At 62.3% G+C, this 15,999-nt stretch carries 16 protein-coding genes; 10 read left to right on the top strand and 6 right to left on the bottom strand.

Annotated features, from left to right (window positions below; genetic code table 11):
* The first annotated feature begins 4 nt into the window (after positions 1 to 4).
* From CRO46_RS10595 to CRO46_RS10550, 10 genes are read left to right on the top strand one after another with little or no spacing between them, the layout of a single operon-like run.
* The gene (locus tag CRO46_RS10595; RefSeq protein WP_097107759.1) at positions 5 to 451 is read left to right on the top strand and encodes an SRPBCC family protein; all 447 of its coding nucleotides are present in this window, start codon (positions 5 to 7) and stop codon (positions 449 to 451) included.
* Positions 448 to 1,251, top strand: coding sequence for an FAD binding domain-containing protein (locus CRO46_RS10590; RefSeq protein ID WP_097107758.1), 804 nt, complete (start codon positions 448 to 450; stop codon positions 1,249 to 1,251). The genes CRO46_RS10595 and CRO46_RS10590 overlap by 4 nt, the downstream gene beginning before the upstream one ends.
* Entirely contained in the window at positions 1,251 to 1,724 is a 474-nt protein-coding gene (locus tag CRO46_RS10585) for a (2Fe-2S)-binding protein (RefSeq protein ID WP_097107757.1), read from the top strand. The genes CRO46_RS10590 and CRO46_RS10585 overlap by 1 nt, the downstream gene beginning before the upstream one ends.
* The gene (locus tag CRO46_RS10580; protein ID WP_097107756.1) at positions 1,721 to 3,391 is read left to right on the top strand and encodes a xanthine dehydrogenase family protein molybdopterin-binding subunit; all 1,671 of its coding nucleotides are present in this window, start codon (positions 1,721 to 1,723) and stop codon (positions 3,389 to 3,391) included. The genes CRO46_RS10585 and CRO46_RS10580 overlap by 4 nt, the downstream gene beginning before the upstream one ends.
* Positions 3,391 to 4,413: a xanthine dehydrogenase family protein molybdopterin-binding subunit gene (locus CRO46_RS10575; RefSeq protein WP_097107755.1), complete on the top strand. Its 1,023-nt coding sequence runs from the start codon at positions 3,391 to 3,393 to the stop codon at positions 4,411 to 4,413. Before CRO46_RS10580 ends, CRO46_RS10575 begins: the two co-directional genes overlap by 1 nt.
* Positions 4,413 to 5,294 carry an AAA family ATPase gene (locus tag CRO46_RS10570; RefSeq protein ID WP_097107754.1) on the top strand — a complete coding sequence of 294 codons (882 nt, stop codon included), beginning with the start codon at positions 4,413 to 4,415 and terminating at the stop codon, positions 5,292 to 5,294. The genes CRO46_RS10575 and CRO46_RS10570 overlap by 1 nt, the downstream gene beginning before the upstream one ends.
* Positions 5,291 to 6,412 carry a vWA domain-containing protein gene (locus tag CRO46_RS10565; protein WP_097107753.1) on the top strand — a complete coding sequence of 374 codons (1,122 nt, stop codon included), beginning with the start codon at positions 5,291 to 5,293 and terminating at the stop codon, positions 6,410 to 6,412. Before CRO46_RS10570 ends, CRO46_RS10565 begins: the two co-directional genes overlap by 4 nt.
* Positions 6,409 to 7,290, top strand: coding sequence for an amidohydrolase family protein (locus CRO46_RS10560; protein WP_097107752.1), 882 nt, complete (start codon positions 6,409 to 6,411; stop codon positions 7,288 to 7,290). Before CRO46_RS10565 ends, CRO46_RS10560 begins: the two co-directional genes overlap by 4 nt.
* A gap of 16 nt (positions 7,291 to 7,306) precedes the next feature.
* Positions 7,307 to 8,158, top strand: a complete 852-nt coding sequence (locus tag CRO46_RS10555; protein ID WP_097107751.1) for an N-acyl homoserine lactonase family protein — start codon at positions 7,307 to 7,309, stop codon at positions 8,156 to 8,158.
* Between the two features lie 12 nt (positions 8,159 to 8,170).
* Complete coding sequence (locus CRO46_RS10550; protein WP_097107750.1) at positions 8,171 to 9,754, top strand: isochorismatase family protein; 1,584 nt, start codon at positions 8,171 to 8,173, stop codon at positions 9,752 to 9,754.
* Between the two features lie 87 nt (positions 9,755 to 9,841).
* On the opposite strand, the gene CRO46_RS10545 is transcribed toward CRO46_RS10550, so the two are convergent.
* From CRO46_RS10545 to CRO46_RS10520, 6 genes are all read right to left on the bottom strand, one after another.
* Complete coding sequence (locus CRO46_RS10545; RefSeq protein WP_097107749.1) at positions 9,842 to 10,291, bottom strand: hypothetical protein; 450 nt, start codon at positions 10,289 to 10,291, stop codon at positions 9,842 to 9,844.
* Complete coding sequence (locus CRO46_RS10540) at positions 10,288 to 11,433, bottom strand: aminotransferase class V-fold PLP-dependent enzyme (protein ID WP_097107748.1); 1,146 nt, start codon at positions 11,431 to 11,433, stop codon at positions 10,288 to 10,290. Before CRO46_RS10540 ends, CRO46_RS10545 begins: the two co-directional genes overlap by 4 nt.
* A 26-nt stretch (positions 11,434 to 11,459) precedes the next feature.
* Complete coding sequence (locus tag CRO46_RS10535; protein WP_097107747.1) at positions 11,460 to 12,752, bottom strand: TRAP transporter large permease; 1,293 nt, start codon at positions 12,750 to 12,752, stop codon at positions 11,460 to 11,462.
* Positions 12,749 to 13,234 (bottom strand): TRAP transporter small permease, encoded by a 486-nt coding sequence (locus CRO46_RS10530; protein WP_179759025.1) that lies wholly within the window; start codon positions 13,232 to 13,234, stop codon positions 12,749 to 12,751. Before CRO46_RS10530 ends, CRO46_RS10535 begins: the two co-directional genes overlap by 4 nt.
* Before the next feature lie 4 nt (positions 13,235 to 13,238).
* Positions 13,239 to 14,243, bottom strand: a complete 1,005-nt coding sequence (locus tag CRO46_RS10525) for a TRAP transporter substrate-binding protein (protein ID WP_097107743.1) — start codon at positions 14,241 to 14,243, stop codon at positions 13,239 to 13,241.
* Between the two features lie 239 nt (positions 14,244 to 14,482).
* Positions 14,483 to 15,421: a LysR substrate-binding domain-containing protein gene (locus tag CRO46_RS10520; protein WP_097107741.1), complete on the bottom strand. Its 939-nt coding sequence runs from the start codon at positions 15,419 to 15,421 to the stop codon at positions 14,483 to 14,485.
* Positions 15,422 to 15,999: the final 578 nt, after the last annotated feature.

The following is a 15,999-nucleotide window of genomic DNA, read 5'->3' as shown; positions in this document are numbered from 1 at the left end:
GACGATGGTCCGGGTGGTCAAAAGCACAATTCTCGACGTGCCGGTGGAAACGGCATGGGACGTGCTGCGCGATTTCAATGGCCATGACCAATGGCATCCGGTGGTCGCGGAGTCCGCCATCGAGCGAGGTTACCCGTCTGACAGGGTGGGCTGTGTTCGCCGTTTTCATCTCGTCGATGGTTCCGAGCTTCGTGAAAAGCTGCTGACCTTCTCGGATGCCGAGATGGCGTTTTCCTATTGCCTGCTCGACACGCCGGTGCCGCTGCTCAACTACGTTGCCCATGTGAGGCTGTCGCCCGTGACCGACGGTGACCGCACCTTCTGGCACTGGGAGTCGCGCTTTGACACGCCGCCCGGGAGGGAGGACGAACTGGCCCAGATGGTGGGTGAGAACATCTATCAGGGTGGAATTGACGCCATTCGCGCGCTTTTGGAGGAACAGGCCCGATGACTTCCACGGTTCTAACCGTTGCAACGATGGGGGAAGCTGCCAGTGCCGTGGCGCAAGGCGCGACCTTTTTTGCGGGCGGCACCATCATCATGCGCGATATCAATGCCGGCACCGCGGCGGCCAGTCTCGTTCGGACCACGGACCCGTCTTTAAAACAAATCCGGATCAGCGGTGAAACCGTTACGCTTGGGGCCGGGGTCACGATGGCGAATATTCTCGCCAATCGGGATCTGGCCTTCCTGCACCCTGTCGCGCGCCTTGTGGGCGGACCCCAGGTGCGCAACATGGGAACCGTGGGCGGCAATCTTTTCGCGCCCCATCCCTATGGCGATTTCGCTGTTGCGCTGCTGGCACTGGGCGCACGCGTCGTCATGGCCGGGCAGGGCGGTGCCCGGCCGGTCGACGACCTTCTGCGGGATGGGACGCGGTCTCCGGGGCTGGTGGCTGCGGTCGAGTTTGCAAGGCCGAGATCCGGTACCTTCGGGTTTCTGAAGGTGAGCAGGGTCAAGCCCAAGGGTGTTTCCGTGCTCAGCGTATCGGCACTGCTGCCCCGCGAGGGTGGCCGCATTCGCGGCGCGCGGGTGGCCTGGGGCGCAATGGGGCCGCGGCCTCAGCGCGGCACTTCGGCGGAACGGGCGCTGGAAGGCCAGTCCCTCACTGCAGAGACGATGGGGCGGGCCGCGGCGGCGGCAGCCGAGGGGCTCAACCCGGAGACCGATGCGATTGCAACCGACTGGTATCGTCGCGAGGTGGCAGGCGTGCATCTCAGGCGCATGCTGGAACAGATGGAGCGCGGGTGATGGCGAAGAAACCTGTCAATTTCACGCTCAACGGCGACGCCCGCGCCGCCTTCGCCGAAGACGGTCAGAACCTGCTCGAGTTCTTGAGGCGCGGCGTCGGCGACATGTCGCCAAAATACGGATGCGGGCAGGGCACCTGCGGCGCGTGTACGGTAATGATCGACGGCGAGACCCAGCTTTCCTGTCTGGTGCTTGCCGAGGCTGTCGACGGCAAGGAAGTCCGCACCGCCAGCGGACTTCCATCTCCGGCGCTCGATCCCTTGCAAGTGGCGTTCATGGAGAATTTCGCGGCCCAGTGCGGGTACTGCACGCCGGGCATGCTGGTCTCCGCGCGGGCGCTTCTCGACCGCAATCCAAGGCCCAGCCGTGAAGAGGTAATCGAGGCGATCTCCGGCAACCTGTGCCGCTGTACCGGCTACGAGACGATCATCCAGGCGATCCTTGCGGTTGCCGAGGGGAGGGTGAGGGCATGATCGAATTCCGCAAGGAGTTTTTTGCAAACGAGCGCGACGACGACCTGAACGAGATCGGCAAGCCGACCCGGCGTCAGGATATTCTGGGCCATGTCACCGGACGCTCGCCCTTCTTCGACGATCACCAGTTCGACGGGCTTCTGCATCTGCGCTGCGTGCGCAGTCCGCATCATCATGCCCGCATCAGACGGGTTGATGCCTCGCAGGCTGAAAAGATGCCCGGCGTGGTCCGCGTACTCACCGGAAAGGATGTGCCCGCCAATCTCAACACACTGTTGAGCCTGCTTGATTTCGGTATCGACGATGAACCGATCCTGTCGGATAAGAAGGTCGCCTATCGCGGCGAGCCGGTGGCCGCCGTCATCGCAGCGACGGAGGCGCAGGCGCGGGCGGCGGTCAAGGCTGTGCGGGTGGACTGGGAAGTCCTGCCGCATGTGCTCGATGTCGAGGAAGCGATCAAGCCCGGCGCGCCAAAGGTGCTGGACATCTACCCCAACAACAAGTTCGTCTATCACGGCAAATATGACCACCAGAAGCTCAGGTTCGGAGATGTCGAGGCCGCTTTCGCTTCGGCCGATCACATTGTCGAGGGGCGGTATCAGATGTCGCCCATCGAGCAGGCCCCGATCGAGACCTGCGGGGCGATTGCCGCACCGGAGCAGAACGGCCGCTATGTCTGTTATACCTCGACACAGGCGCTGTTCTTCTCGCTGGGAACCGCAGCCAAGGTCCTGCAGACGCCATCCTCGAAGCTGCATTTCGTCGGCGGCACCGTTGGCGGCGGCTTTGGCGGCAAGGTGGATTCGATCCACGAGCCGCTGGCAATCCTCGGGGCCATGCTGACCGGAAGGCCGGTCAAATACGCATGGGACCGGGAAGAGGAGATGCAGGTCGGCGCCCCCCGCGGGGCCGAGCGCTGGTACATCAAGGACGCGGTCAATCGCGACGGCCGCATCACCGCGCGCAAGTTCATCGGCTATTTCGATAGTGGCGCCTATACCCGGTTGTCGTCCTACGCGATCATCAAGGGCGTGGGCCATCTGCCCGGGCCCTACACCATCCCGAACGTCTATGCCGACGTCTATTGCGTCTACACCAACCGGACACCGGCCACCGCGATGCGCGGCTTCGGCATCACCGGCGTCGATTTCGCCATCGAAACCCATATGGACAAGGTGGCGGAAACCGTGGGTCTCAACCCCATCGAATTGCGCATACTCAACAGCTACCGTGACGGTGACATGAAGGCGCACCGGCGCGAGGCGAAGAACTGCGCGCTGGTGGAATGCTGCCAGGTTGTGGCGGAGAAAGCCGGTGTCACCTTGTCTGCAGAGGCGAAGGCGGCGACATCGATGACCGGCGGTGGCGGCGAGCGTGCGCGCATTCCGAACTACACCGCGACCGACCAGAACGGCCGTGTGGAGGGTTTTGACACCGGCTCCTATGCCCGCAAGGGCGGCGGCACATCTCCCGTGTCGGCTTCTGCGCCGCCAAACCCGCAGCCTGCAAGAGCGCCGCAACCGGCATCTCCTCCGCCGTCTGCGAAAACGCCGGAGCAAGCGCCGCCCCGGAGCGGTCCTCCGCCGCAGCCACCCGGGGCAAGGCCCGCGGCGTCGCGCAGCGGAGCGATGCGGTTTTCATCACTGGCCGGCTTCAGGAGGCGATAATGGCGACGCATCGCGGCCGCGGTTTCGCGGCGATCAACTATCCCATCGGCATGAACCTCGGCGGCGATCCAAGTCAGGCGCTGGTTCATTCAAATCCCGATGGCAAGTTCACGGTAGCGCTCTCGGCCATCGATCTTGGCCAGGGCATGAAATCGGTTACCCGCCAGATCGCGGCTGAAACGCTGGGCGTGCCGGTGGAGGATGTCTATGTCGACACTGCCGACAGCGACACCGGTCCGCACGATATGGGTTCGTTCGCCTCGCGCGGGACGCACCGCATGGGCAATGCCGTGATCCAGGCATCCAACGAGGCGCGTTCGGTGATGCTGGAGGCGGCTGCCGAGGAACTGGAAGTGGATGCAGCAGATCTTGTCACCGACGGCAAGGGCAACATCCACGTCAAGGGCGCGCCGTCGCGCTCGATAACCACGATGGCCGCCGCACAGGCCGCGCAGTTCAAGCAAGGCCGGACCATCGCGGGACGCGGGATCTTTCTCATCCCGCTTTCCGAGGTCGATCCCGATACCGGCGAGATGACGCCGGTCTCCTGCTTCGCCCATGCGGCGATGCTGGTCGATGTCGAGGTGGACGACGAGACCGGCGAGGTTGCCGTCATCGACATGCAGTCGGCCTATGAGGTCGGCCGCGCGCTTAACCCCAAGCTCGTCGAGCAGCAATTGCGCGGTGGCGCCTGGATGGGCATGAGCCACGCGATCTGGGAGACGACGGAGCCCTATTATCCGTCGCGCGAGCATGGCCCGGAAGATTTCAATTCCTACCTGATGCCGGGTCCGGGCGATCTCGCGCCACACCACATCTCGGTTCTCGAACGGCCCGCGCCCGACGGTCCCTATGGCGGCAAGGGACCGGGTGAGATGTGCGCCAATCCGGTGCTCCCGGCGGTCGTCAATGCGGTATATGACGCGATCGGCGTGAGGATCGACGATCTGCCCGTGACGCCGGAGAAGGTGCTGCGCGGGCTCAGGGCACAAGGCGGCGCCAAACCGCGCCGGATGCTCTGATGGCGGTGCGGTCCAGCATTCTCGGCATTGATGGCCCGGGGCCCCTGGCTCAGGGTTTGCGCGACGCCCAGTACATTGCCGATGAAAGCCTGGCGACCGCCGCCTATCTGGCCCTGGCACTGGGCAAGCCCCTGCTTCTGGAAGGTGCGCCGGGCGTGGGCAAGACCGAAGCCGCCAAGGCCATCGCCTCGGTGCTAGGCCGGGAACTGGTGCGGCTGCAATGCTACGAGGGCATCGATGCTGCGGCGGCGATGTATGAGTGGAACTTCCCGCGACAGATGCTTGCGATCCGCCAGGCCGGCGACGAACACATCAATCTTTATGCAGATGAATTTCTGATCGCCCGTCCCGTCCTGCTGGCGCTGCAGGCACCGCGCCAGCGGGTGTTGCTGATTGACGAGATCGACCGCGCCGACCATGAGTTCGAGGCCTTTCTGCTCGAGTTTCTGTCCGATTTCACCGTCTCCATTCCCGAGCGCGGCACCATCCGCGCAGGCGAACCGCCGGTCGTCGTCCTGACGTCGAACCGGACGCGGGAACTGCATGAGGCGCTCAGGCGTCGCTGTGTCTACCACTGGATCGATTATCCGGCGCCCGAACTCGAAGCCGAGATCGTGATGATGCGGGCTTCGACCGTCGCACAGGACACCGCCCGCAAGGTGGTGGCCGCCGTTGGCGGCTTGCGGGCCGAACCGCTTGCGAAACCGCCCGGCGTGGCCGAAACGGTCGAGTGGGCCCAGGCCGCGACATTGCTCAACGCCCAAGGTGCGCCGTGGCCGCGTGCCTTTGCCCGCGCCATCGGCGTGGCGCTGAAGGATCAGGACGATCTCGAATTCATGGTCCCGCGGCTCGACGCGCTGTTGCAGGAGGCCGTGGCGTGACCGGACAAACGCTCAGGCAGCCGCTGCCGCGGGCACTCGAACCGTTTCTTGCGTTTGCAGCCGCATTGCGCGAGGCAGGCATTCCCGCCGCCCCCGAACAGTCTCAGGCCTTCGTGACAGGCGTCGGACTGCTGGGCCCGCGGTCGATAAGGGACGTCCGGCGGGCAGCTCACGCAACCTTCGGGCCTGGACCCGAACGTACCGGAACCTTTGATGCGGTTTTCGATGCGGTTTTTCTTGGCCGCTCGATCGCAGCACCCGCGATGGGTGAAGCCGAGGATCTGCCGCAGGCTTTCGACGCGGGCGATTTCGACCTGATGCCCGAGGGACCGGAAGAAGATCCGTCGGGCGCGGACGCAACGGCGGCCGAGCGGCTGTTTGCAAGGCTGCTGACGTCGGGGGATGAGGATGTCGTTCTCAGGGGCTTCACCCGCGCGGCCCCGGGCGCATTGCCGCGGCGGCGATCGCGGCGGACCGCGCCCGGAAAAGGCCGGCAAGCCGATCCGCGCCGCGCCTTTCGCGAGATGCTGAGGCGCGATGGCGAGATCATTCAACTGCCGAAGCGTCACAGGCGCTTGCGGCAGCGGCGCATTCTGGTTCTGGTCGATGTCTCGGGCTCCATGAAGGCGGGAACCGATGGTGCGCTCCGGCTCAGCCATGCGCTGATGCAGGCCGGCGAGCGGGTGGAAATTTTTACACTGGGAACCCGACTTACACGCGTCACCCGCGCATTGAGACACCGTAGCCGGGAGCAGGCATTGACACTCGCCTCCGGTCTTGTGGCGGACTGGGATGGCGGAACCCGCCTTGGCGAGGCGTTGTCGGTGTTCCTTTCGGTGCCGCGCTTCGCCTCATTTGCGCGCGGCGCGCTTGCGATCGTCATTTCCGACGGGCTGGAGCGCGGCGGACCCGAGGCCTTGACCTCGGCCATACACACGCTCGACGGGCTCGCCTGGTCGGTGCTCTGGTTGTCCCCGCTCGCCGCCGATCCGGCCTACCGGCCCGAAACCGGGGCCATGCGCGCGATCCTCCCCATGCTTGACCGGCTGGGCGACGGCTCCAGCCCCGGCTCGCTGGCCCGCGAGATTCTCGCGTTTTCAAAGGGGGCGCGCGCATGAAGGTGGTCGATTCTCATTTTCACGTCTGGCGCCAGTCGGATCTGCCATGGTTGTCCGGGCCGATGCAGCCGCGGATCTTCGGACCCTATGAACCGATACGTCGCGATTATTCGATGTCCGAATATCTTCAGGATGTCTCCGGCACCGGTGTCGAGAAGGCTGTCTATGTGCAGGCCAACTGGCCGCCCGAAAAGGCGGAGGATGAGGTCGCCTGGCTGGAGAAGGTGGCTGCCGAGACCGGTTGGCCGCATGGGGTCGTCGGTTATGCCGACATGACTGCCGACGACGTGCGTCCGGCGCTTGAGCGCCTGGCTCGCCATCCACTGATGCGCGGTATCCGTCAGCAGTTTCATTGGCATAAAAACCCGCTCTACCGGTTCGCCGCGGATCCGGACCTGTGCCGCAGCCCTGTGGTTCAGCGCAATGTCGCTCGCCTAGCCGAGCATGAATGGAGCTTCGATCTGCAGGTCTTCTCCGGTCAGATGCCGGGTGCCTGTGAGTTGGCCCGCAGCTGCCCTGATGTCACTTTCGTTCTCCAGCATGCCGGGATGCTGGAAGACCTTGAGGAGACGGGACGGGAGACGTGGCGGGCCAATCTCGAGGCGCTCGCCGGGCAACCCAATGTGGTCTGCAAGCTCTCGGGCTTCGGCACCTTCATTCACCGCAATGACACGGCACATATCGCCTGGCTGGTCGAGCAGGCCGTTGCGATTTTCGGCGCCGAGCGCTGCCTATGGGGATCCAATTTCCCGATCGAAAAGCTCTGGACCGGCTACGCCGATCTGCTCGCGGCACATCAGGCGGCAGCGGCGACGCCGAGCGACGCACAAAAACAAGAGATTTTTTCCGGCACTGCCTGCCGGGTCTACAAGGTCTGAACGGGAGGAAACGCGAATGGCTTTGGAAATCAAGGTGCTGGATTACGGTGATATCGAGCTTGAATCGAGCTTTCTCGTGCTCGGACGCGATTGCGGCCGGGTCAGAAGAGTGCCGGTCTACGGCTTCCTCATCCTCGGCGGGCAATATCCGATCGTTGTCGACACCGGTTACCGTGACAACGCGATCATGGAAACGCTGGGCATGCGCGGGCTGCAGTTCCACGAGAACATGATCGAGCGGCAGCTGGCGAACCACGGCGTCAAGCCGGGCGATGTCCGCTACGTGCTGCACACCCATCTTCACATCGATCATGCCGGCAAGGACGATCATTTCTCGATGAACACCACGGTGGTGATCAACCGCCGGGAACTCGAATATTCGGTCTCGGGCCTGATGCATCCGCAATACCCCAAGCCCGACATCATCCATCTGGTCGAACGGCTGCATCATCCAGGTGCGCTGCGGCTTGAGGATCTTGAGATCTCGGGCGCGGTGGAGCTGATCCCGGGCGTTTTCCTCGAAGCTGCCGGCGCGCATACCGAGGGCTCAATGAATGTCCATGTCGACACCGCCGAGGGCCGCGCCACGATCTGCGGCGATGTCATTTACGATTTCAACGATCAGGTGATCGACCCCGTCCGCACATTCGGTCCCGAGGAGTATCAGGTGACCGGCAACCATGGCGGATCCAAGCGCGGCGAGAAGGGTGCCATTCGCAAGCTCATGTATTCCGGGGCGAAATTCCTGCTGCCGGTCCACGACAAACCGGCAATGGTCGAACACGGGCAGGTCGTCGGCCGGCTGGACATGCAGGTGCCCGGGCCGGCCAGCCAGTCGGTGCCGAAGCGGAACTGGTTCGCAGCATAACGGGAGGTTGCAATGGCTCACCAGGCATTGGATCCCGACTTCCGGCGCTTGATCGACGAGCATGCGCCGGTGCGCCAGCCGGGCAGCGGCTTCACATTCACCGAAGGCCCGATCTGGCATCCGGTCGAGCAGTATCTGTTGTTTTCGGACATGCCGGGCGATGTGCGTCGCCGCTTCGACAAGAGCGGCGTGCGGGAGTGGATGCGTCCCTCCAACATGGGCAACGGCATGACATATGATTCAGACCTCAACCTGCTGGTCTGCGAGCATTCCACATCCTCCGTTGCCCGTTTTCGACCTGATGGCCGGCGCGAGGTGATGGCAAGTCATTTCGAGGGGCGTGAACTCAACTCGCCCAACGACATCTGCGTCAAGTCCGACGGATCGATCTGGTTTACCGATCCCTGGTATGGCCGCATGCCGGGTTTCGGCGTCGAGCGGCCGCGCGAGCTGGGCTGGCAGGGTGTTTTCCGCCTGGCGCCGGGCCACAAGCCGGGGGCGGAACCGCAGCTGGTTGTCGAACGCTACATGTTCACCATGCCAAACGGGCTTTGCTTTTCTCCTGATGAGAGCCTGCTCTACATCAACGACACCGAGCAGGCCAATATCCGGGTGTTCGACGTTCAAGCTGACGGCAAGCTCAAGAACGGACGGGTATTCGCGTCCGGAATCCGCGACAGCCTGTTGGCCGGCGTGCCCGACGGCATGAAATGTGATGCAGAGGGCAATGTCTGGTGTACGGCCCCCGGTGGCCTTTGGGTCTATAATCCGTCCGGCAAGCTGATCGGCAAGGTTTCGATTCCCGAGCTTCCTGCCAATTTCCACTGGGGCGGCCCGGACTGGCGCACGCTCTATGTCTGCGCCTCGACCTCGCTCTATGCTGTCGACGTCAAGGTGGGACCGCGCAATGAGCCTTTCATGCGCGCAAGGGCAGGCGGGAGCGCTTCGCGCGCGGAAGCATCGGTTGCACAATCTTCAGGCGCCGACGAGCCGCTCCGGCTTGACGCCCGGCGCTGCGCGCTGATTATCCAGGACATGCAGAACGACGTGGTAATGGAGGGGGGCGCCTTCGCCGAATCCGGATCACCTCAGCACTGCCGCGACCAGAATGCCATCGCCAATATCGCGCGCCTGGCCGACCGGTGCCGTGCGCTCGGGGTACCGGTAATTCATGTCCATTTCCTCGTCCCGCCCGGAGCCAGGGGGCTGACGCTCAACGCCCCGCTGTTTGAAGGCGTGATCGACAATGCGGCCCTGGTCCGCGGCACCTGGGGCGGATCGCCTGTCGATGGGCTCGTCCCCGAGGACGGCGATTTCGTGGTCGAGAAGATGCGCATGTCGGCATGGGAAGGCTCCACCCTAGAGACCGTCCTCAAGGCCGAGGGGCGGGACATGATTATCGAGACGGGTGCATGGACAAACATGTCGATCGAGCACACGGCGCGAACCGGTGCGGACAAGGGCTATGTGATGATCATCCCCGAGGATGGCTGCTCGACCATGAACGCCGACTGGCACAACGCCTCGATCAATTATGCGCTGCAGAATGTGTCGCTTGTGACGAAAACTGACGAGGTGATCGCAGCGCTTGGCTGAACCTGTTTCAGGGGATCGGGCCGAGGGAGGAGAGGGAGGTGAAGCTTTCTCTCGTCCGGTTGCTCGCAAGGCCGGATTCTGGTCCGATCAAACCTTGGAATATGTCGCTTCGCACTGTGATTTGATAAGGTAGATTTCCGCCTCATGGGCCGCACACAGGCGATGCCACCGGGTATCATCCATGTCACTTGAACGCCAGGCTGTCAGGGTGACGTAGCACTGTTGCTGGCCCAAACCGCAGATCTCGGCGGGGACCACCCTTGCCGACACCCTGGGGACCATGTGTTCCAGCGACCCCAGGCGATAATCGACGATCAGGCGGTTGGAATCCGTGTCGATTTCAAAGAAACCTTGGGCACCGTCAAACAGCGAATGACCGCTGTGAATTCCGGTCTGGTTTACCGGCTGGGTGTTCATGCAACCAAGCGACCATTGTCCGAGAGCGACCGGATCGGCCATGAAGCTGAACGCGGCTTCGGCCGGCACGTCGAACAGGCCGGTCACGCTGTGGGCGTAGTTTGAAGACGGATTGATCATGCAGCCTTTGCAACTCCCCTTAGCCCGGCAAACAGCCGGTCGAGACCTTCTGCGGTCGTGACCGCACCCGGCGAAAGCCGCATGATCCGGCCTCGACAATCGGTATAGATACCCTGGTCACGCAACTCATTGACCGACACGGCGGGATCAGCTCCTTCCGGCAGTCTGAGCATGATGCTGCCGCCCCTTCGGTCCGCGTCTCGAGAGCTTATGAGTTCCATGCCCAGCGAAGGCGCTGCATCGATGATGGCCTGTCCAAGGCTGCGGTTATGGGCAAGCAGCGCAGCCTGGTTCTGCCGAGCATGCCATTGAAGCGCCGGAACGGAACCGGCACATGCCAGCACCGAAGGCGTTCCGTGATCAAAACGGCGCGCATCGCCGGCATAGGCAAACGCGTCGAGATCCCATGAAAAGATGTTGTCCTGGCTGAACCAGCCGCGCAATTCGGGCTCGCAGGTGGAAAGCAGCGGCTCTGCCACGTGGATAATCCCGGCGCCGGGTGTCCCGCACAGCCATTTGAGGCTGGTTGACAGTGTGAAATCCACATGCGGCTCATCCACGCGAAACGGAATGATCCCGACGCCCTGGGTAATGTCGACGCCGACAAGGCTGCCCATCCTGCGTCCATGGGCGACGAGGGTCTCGAGGTCGCAGCGATGTGAGGCGGTGGAGGTGACGAATGTCAGCAACGCAAGTCCGACGCTTTCGTCCCAGGCCCAGATGATGTCTTCGTCGCGCACCCAGCTTTCGTCAGGCCGCAGCGGCACGGTTCTGAGCTCGAAACCGAAACGCTTTGCCAGCCCCGACAGCAGGAAGTGCAGGCTTGGAAAGCAATCGCCCGCAACCAGCAACGTCCGGTCCTTGAGATGGTGTTCCGGCAACGCCCCGATCAAGCTGTAAAGCGCGGTGGTCACGTTCTCCGCCGAAGTCAGTGTGCCCTTCGGGGCTCCTATCAGGTTGCTCCACAGTTCGAGAAATTCCTGCCGCGCGGCAAGCGCCCGCATCCACTGATGGTCATCCATTCTGCTCCAGCTCCGGGAGAACTGGGAAAATGCGGCTTCCATCTCGGCTTCCTTGTCCGGATACATGCCGATCGAATGGTAGAGAAAGTAGCCCGAACCGTCTTGTGTCTTGTAGGTCATGGTCGTTTGAACTGCCTCATAGATGTTTAAAAACCAAGGATGCCTGGAAGCCAGAGGCTGATTTCGGGGAACGCTGCCACCACCACCAGCATGCACAATGTCACGAGCAGGAACGGCGCTGTGGAACGAAGCAAGGGCCAAAGCCCGCAGCCGGCGATCTTTTCCGCTGCGAAGAGACAAACCCCAAGCGGCGGTGTCAGAAGCCCGACATTCAGGTTGAGGATGGCAACAGTGCCGAAATGCAAAGGATCAATTCCAGCGCGGGTGGCCGCCAGGGAGAGCAGGGGGCCGAACAGGATAATGACAGTGGTGGGGTCGATGACCATACCGAGCACCAGCAGGATCAGGTTGAAAACCAGCATCGTGCCCAGATAACCCAGGCCCCAGCTCTCGACCGTGGCGCCAACCAGTTGCGGTACGTTCTCCATTCCCATGGCCCAGGAAAAGGCTGCGCCACAGCCGACGATGATCAGCAACTGGCCGGAGAACAATGCCGAGCGGCTGAACACATCGGCCAGTGCCGACAGGCGGATCGAACGGTAAAGAACGATGGAAATGACAAGCGCGTAGGCTGCGGCGACGCCGCCGGCCTCCGTCGGGGTCATGATGCCGCCGAGCATGCCTGTGAGAATAATCACCGGGATCATCAGCGGAACCAGAGCATGACCGGTAGCCACGCCGATGGCCCGTGGTGAGCGGTCCATCTCGACGCGCGGGAAATTGTAGTATCGCGCCTGCACCGCGATCAGCCCCATCTGGATAACCCCGATCAGCAGTCCCGGGATCAGCGTTGCCGCCATCAGCGCGCCGATCGAGACATCCGCCATGGAGCCGTAGATCACGGCGATCAGCGAGGGCGGGACCATGGGACCGATGATTGAAGAGGAGGCGGTGACCGCTGCGGCATAGGCCGGCGTGTAACCCTGACGGATCATCGCCGGGATGAAGACACGTCCCAGCGAGGCAATGTCGCCCAGCGCTACACCGGTTATGCCGGAAAACAGGATCGATGCGCCGACATTCACCTGGGCCAGACCGCCCCGCATCCAGCCGAAGATGGCGTTGGCGAAGTTGACCAGCCGGTCGGTGATTTTCCCCGCGTTCACCATCTCGCCTGCGAGGATAAACAGCGGCACCGCCATCAGAACGAAACTGTCCATGCCCTGGTAGACCCGCTCGGAAGCGATCGGCAGGAAATACCAGTTTCCGGTCACTCCGATCCAGATCAGAACAGACGCCATCATCGCCCATGCGATCGGAAGACCGGCCAGGATCAGGCCCATGAAGCTGATCAGCAGTATGGAGAGGGAAAGTGTCACGGGCGGACGTCCCCGGCGACAATCCGCAGAAGCGCGAACACCGATGCAAAGAAGAACGAGATCGGCAAAATACTGTAGGGATAGGAAAGCGGGATCTGCATTCCATCGCTGGTCTGGCCGGCGGCAAACATCATGGTGTCAACGCCAAACCAGATCAGTGTCAGGAAAACCGTGAGCGATATGACATCGAGCAGCACCTCCAGGATCCGCCGCGCCTTGGGCGCTACCGCTTCCAGCAGGGTGGGGACGAAATCGATCCGGATATGGGCGGCATCGCGCACCCCTACGGCGGCGGCCAGCAAGGCCATCCAGATCATCGCGTAGCGCGCTGTTTCCTCGGTCATGAGCGGCACGCTGCCCCAGCCGTAACGGCTGATGACCTGGAAGACGACGAGCACGGTCAGGATGACCAGGCACAACGCCGCGATGGCGCGCAAACCCTTGTCGACAAGGTCGATGATGATGCGCGCCATCGAGTTCATTGGCTTATTCCGCCGCCTTGGCCGCGGCAATCGCCTCATCGATAAGCGAAGGCGTGTCGACATTGTCCTTCAGCCAACCGATGGCCGCCGGCTGCATGATATCGCGGAAGGCCGCCTTGGCGTCACCGTCAAGTTCGGTGATGGTGACGCCGTTCTGCTTGGCGAGTTCAATGGCGCCTGCTTCCATTTCCCGCGATTTGGCACGGTTGAAGGCAATCGCCTTGTCTGCCGCGTCCATGATCACCTTTTGCTTGGCCTCGTCGAGGCCTCCAAAGAAGCGGTCATTGATGCCAAGCGGGCCGAAAGCATAGGTGTGGCCGGTCAGGGTGAGATTGGACTGCACCTCATGGAGCTTGACCAGGTTGAAAACCGAAACCGAGTTGTCCTGTCCGTCGACGACACCGGTCTTGAGCGAGGTGTAGAGTTCGCCGAAGGCGATCGGAGCTGCCGATGCACCGAGGGCTTCGACCGGTATCGTCGCCAGCGGGCCGAGCACACGCATCTTGAGGCCAGCCATGTCGCCGGGGGTTCCGATGGCCTTGTTGGCGCTGAAATGCTTGAAACCGCCCGATTCCCACCAGCCGAGAACGCGGATGCCGGTCTTTTCTCGCACATCTTCCGCCAGCGCCTGTCCGAAGGGGCCGTCAAACACGGCCCAGGCGGTTTGCTCGGTGGGAAACAGATAGGGCATGTTGAGGATCTGGATATCACGGTGGATCGTCGCATAATTGCCGTCTGCCGCGTCGCTCATCTGGATGACCCCGCGGCGCATCTGGTTCAAACGCTCGTTCGGTGCGCCCAGCGCACCGGCATAGACAAGGTCGACCGTCATGTCGGAATTGGCTTCGACTTCCGACTTGAAGGTTTCGTACATGCCGTTGACGAAATCAAAGCCGGTTGCATTCTGGGGCAGGGACAGCCCCACCTTAATCTCCTGGGAGAGCGCCGGCATCGCAGTTGCCGCAACAACGCTGCTGGCAAGCAGGATCGATCGAATTAGAGTTTTCATCAAAGTTCCCCATTCTGGTTTGGCCGCGTTTGCGCCGCTGGCCGTTGTCTCGGTGTAGCGTCTGAATCGCGACGGGCCGATAAATTGCAAGTTCTAAATCATCCGGCCTGCGTCCAGTCTCCTCAGGATCACCTCTCGCGACAGACCGTGTCCTTGTTGGAAACTGTTTCGATGCCGACAGGCCGGCTTACACACCGGAACGATACGGGGTTATCGGCGCGGAGAAAGACGAGGAATAATCATCTTGATAACTTTTCGTTATTGTTTCGACGCTGGTTGGCGCCCGACAGGTTGCGCGCCGCCGAGGCGAAATTGGCTGCAAGTGCCGCGGCCGCTGGCGTGAATACGCTCGATCGCCTGCGGATCAGGCAAAGTTCGCCGCTCTCCAGCCGGTCTTCGATCGGCACCTCGACGACACCTGCGAGCGTTGCAATGCTGTCGACCATCTCGCTGGGGATGAGACCGATCAGATCGCTCGAAGCCACGGTCATGATCATTGCGGTGAAGGTTTCACAGGTCAGTTGGCAGTGGGGGCGCGGCATGTCGAGCTGCTTTGCCGCCGCATAGAGCGCCTGCGCCGTGGCGCTCTCCTGGGTCGGGAGCACCCATTCGGCACCTGCAAGATCTCTCAGGCTTGCTGCTGACGCCCGTGAGTGGCCGCGTCTCACCACAGGAGACAGGGTCGTTGCCATCAGGGGTTCGCGCACCAGATCCTCAGGCCAGTCGGAGTCGGGAGCAGGTGCGATGGCAAAGTCCAGCGAACCCTCTCGGACCTGCGGCAGCAGGAACGGATAGGCGCTGGCCGCGATGCGCAAGCTGATATCGGGCCATTTCCTGCGAAAATTGCCCAGAACCACCGGCAGGAGCAAGGTGCCGGGCAGGTGCGACAGCGCCACCGAGATCGAACCCTTCCGCGCCCCCTTGATCTGGTTGAGCGCTTCGATGGACGTCTTGAGCTCCGAATCGATGAGCCGTGCATGGGCAAGCAGCACCTGCCCGTATTCCGTGAGAACCGCCCCATGTACGGAACGGTCGAACAGGCGGACATCCAGTTCCGCCTCCAGTCTTTGCAGGGCCTTGGTAACTGCTGGCTGGGTAAGCCCAAGTGCGCGTGATGCGGCGTGCTGACTGCCGGTGTCAACGATCGCGAGAAAAATCCTCAGCGGATTGAGTCTCATGGTCCAGGCCCTTCTTCGATCACAGGATTGAGCTGTTGTTGTTGCCGGGTGTGATGTCCCGTGCGTTGAGCTCTCTTGCACGATGGTCAACGGCCATGAGCAAGTACGGTCCTGTTGTGATCGATCCAGCGGCTGTTTGCAATTTGGCTTGGGTCAGGTTTGTCGCATCGGGACGGTTTGTGGCTGAAAAGCCGGTTATTGTGGCCTGGCGGGTGTCGCGGATACCGAGCCAACAGGCAGTCGATAACCGAAGAGGAGGCAACAACCGGCACGAAAACGCCCTTGAGCGTAGGCCGCGGCCGACGCGCCCGGTGTTGGAAGAATGGCCACCTGGCGCGCTCCTTGGTCCGCATGTGAGTCCGCAGCGGAACACGCGATCCTGGGAGTCTGTTTGTTGAACGGTTTTCTCGAACCAGTTTCCAGTCAATCAGCGCGTCACGTGATAGGTCCGATTCTCCGGCCTACGCTCCTGTTGAATAGCCACTAGATTTGTAGACGCCTTCTTCCCTAAATTTGAGGCAAGGAGGCCATCATGAGCACAGCCAAATTCAGTGACGATTTCAAACGCGATGCTGTTC

It is taken from the genome of Parahoeflea halophila (assembly GCF_900220985.1).
GTDB lineage: Bacteria > Pseudomonadota > Alphaproteobacteria > Rhizobiales > Rhizobiaceae > Hoeflea > Hoeflea halophila.
This window is presented reverse-complemented; position numbering and strand designations above follow the sequence as displayed.

Coding starts and splice junctions, on each gene's coding strand:
- CRO46_RS10595 (WP_097107759.1), top strand. CDS start 5: ATGGTCCGGGTGGTCAAAAGCACAATTCTCGACGTGCCGGTGGAAACG.
- CRO46_RS10590 (WP_097107758.1), top strand. CDS start 448: ATGACTTCCACGGTTCTAACCGTTGCAACGATGGGGGAAGCTGCCAGT.
- CRO46_RS10585 (WP_097107757.1), top strand. CDS start 1,251: ATGGCGAAGAAACCTGTCAATTTCACGCTCAACGGCGACGCCCGCGCC.
- CRO46_RS10580 (WP_097107756.1), top strand. CDS start 1,721: ATGATCGAATTCCGCAAGGAGTTTTTTGCAAACGAGCGCGACGACGAC.
- CRO46_RS10575 (WP_097107755.1), top strand. CDS start 3,391: ATGGCGACGCATCGCGGCCGCGGTTTCGCGGCGATCAACTATCCCATC.
- CRO46_RS10570 (WP_097107754.1), top strand. CDS start 4,413: ATGGCGGTGCGGTCCAGCATTCTCGGCATTGATGGCCCGGGGCCCCTG.
- CRO46_RS10560 (WP_097107752.1), top strand. CDS start 6,409: ATGAAGGTGGTCGATTCTCATTTTCACGTCTGGCGCCAGTCGGATCTG.
- CRO46_RS10555 (WP_097107751.1), top strand. CDS start 7,307: ATGGCTTTGGAAATCAAGGTGCTGGATTACGGTGATATCGAGCTTGAA.
- CRO46_RS10550 (WP_097107750.1), top strand. CDS start 8,171: ATGGCTCACCAGGCATTGGATCCCGACTTCCGGCGCTTGATCGACGAG.
- CRO46_RS10545 (WP_097107749.1), bottom strand. CDS start 10,291: ATGATCAATCCGTCTTCAAACTACGCCCACAGCGTGACCGGCCTGTTC.
- CRO46_RS10540 (WP_097107748.1), bottom strand. CDS start 11,433: ATGACCTACAAGACACAAGACGGTTCGGGCTACTTTCTCTACCATTCG.
- CRO46_RS10530 (WP_179759025.1), bottom strand. CDS start 13,234: ATGAACTCGATGGCGCGCATCATCATCGACCTTGTCGACAAGGGTTTG.
- CRO46_RS10525 (WP_097107743.1), bottom strand. CDS start 14,243: ATGAAAACTCTAATTCGATCGATCCTGCTTGCCAGCAGCGTTGTTGCG.
- CRO46_RS10520 (WP_097107741.1), bottom strand. CDS start 15,421: ATGAGACTCAATCCGCTGAGGATTTTTCTCGCGATCGTTGACACCGGC.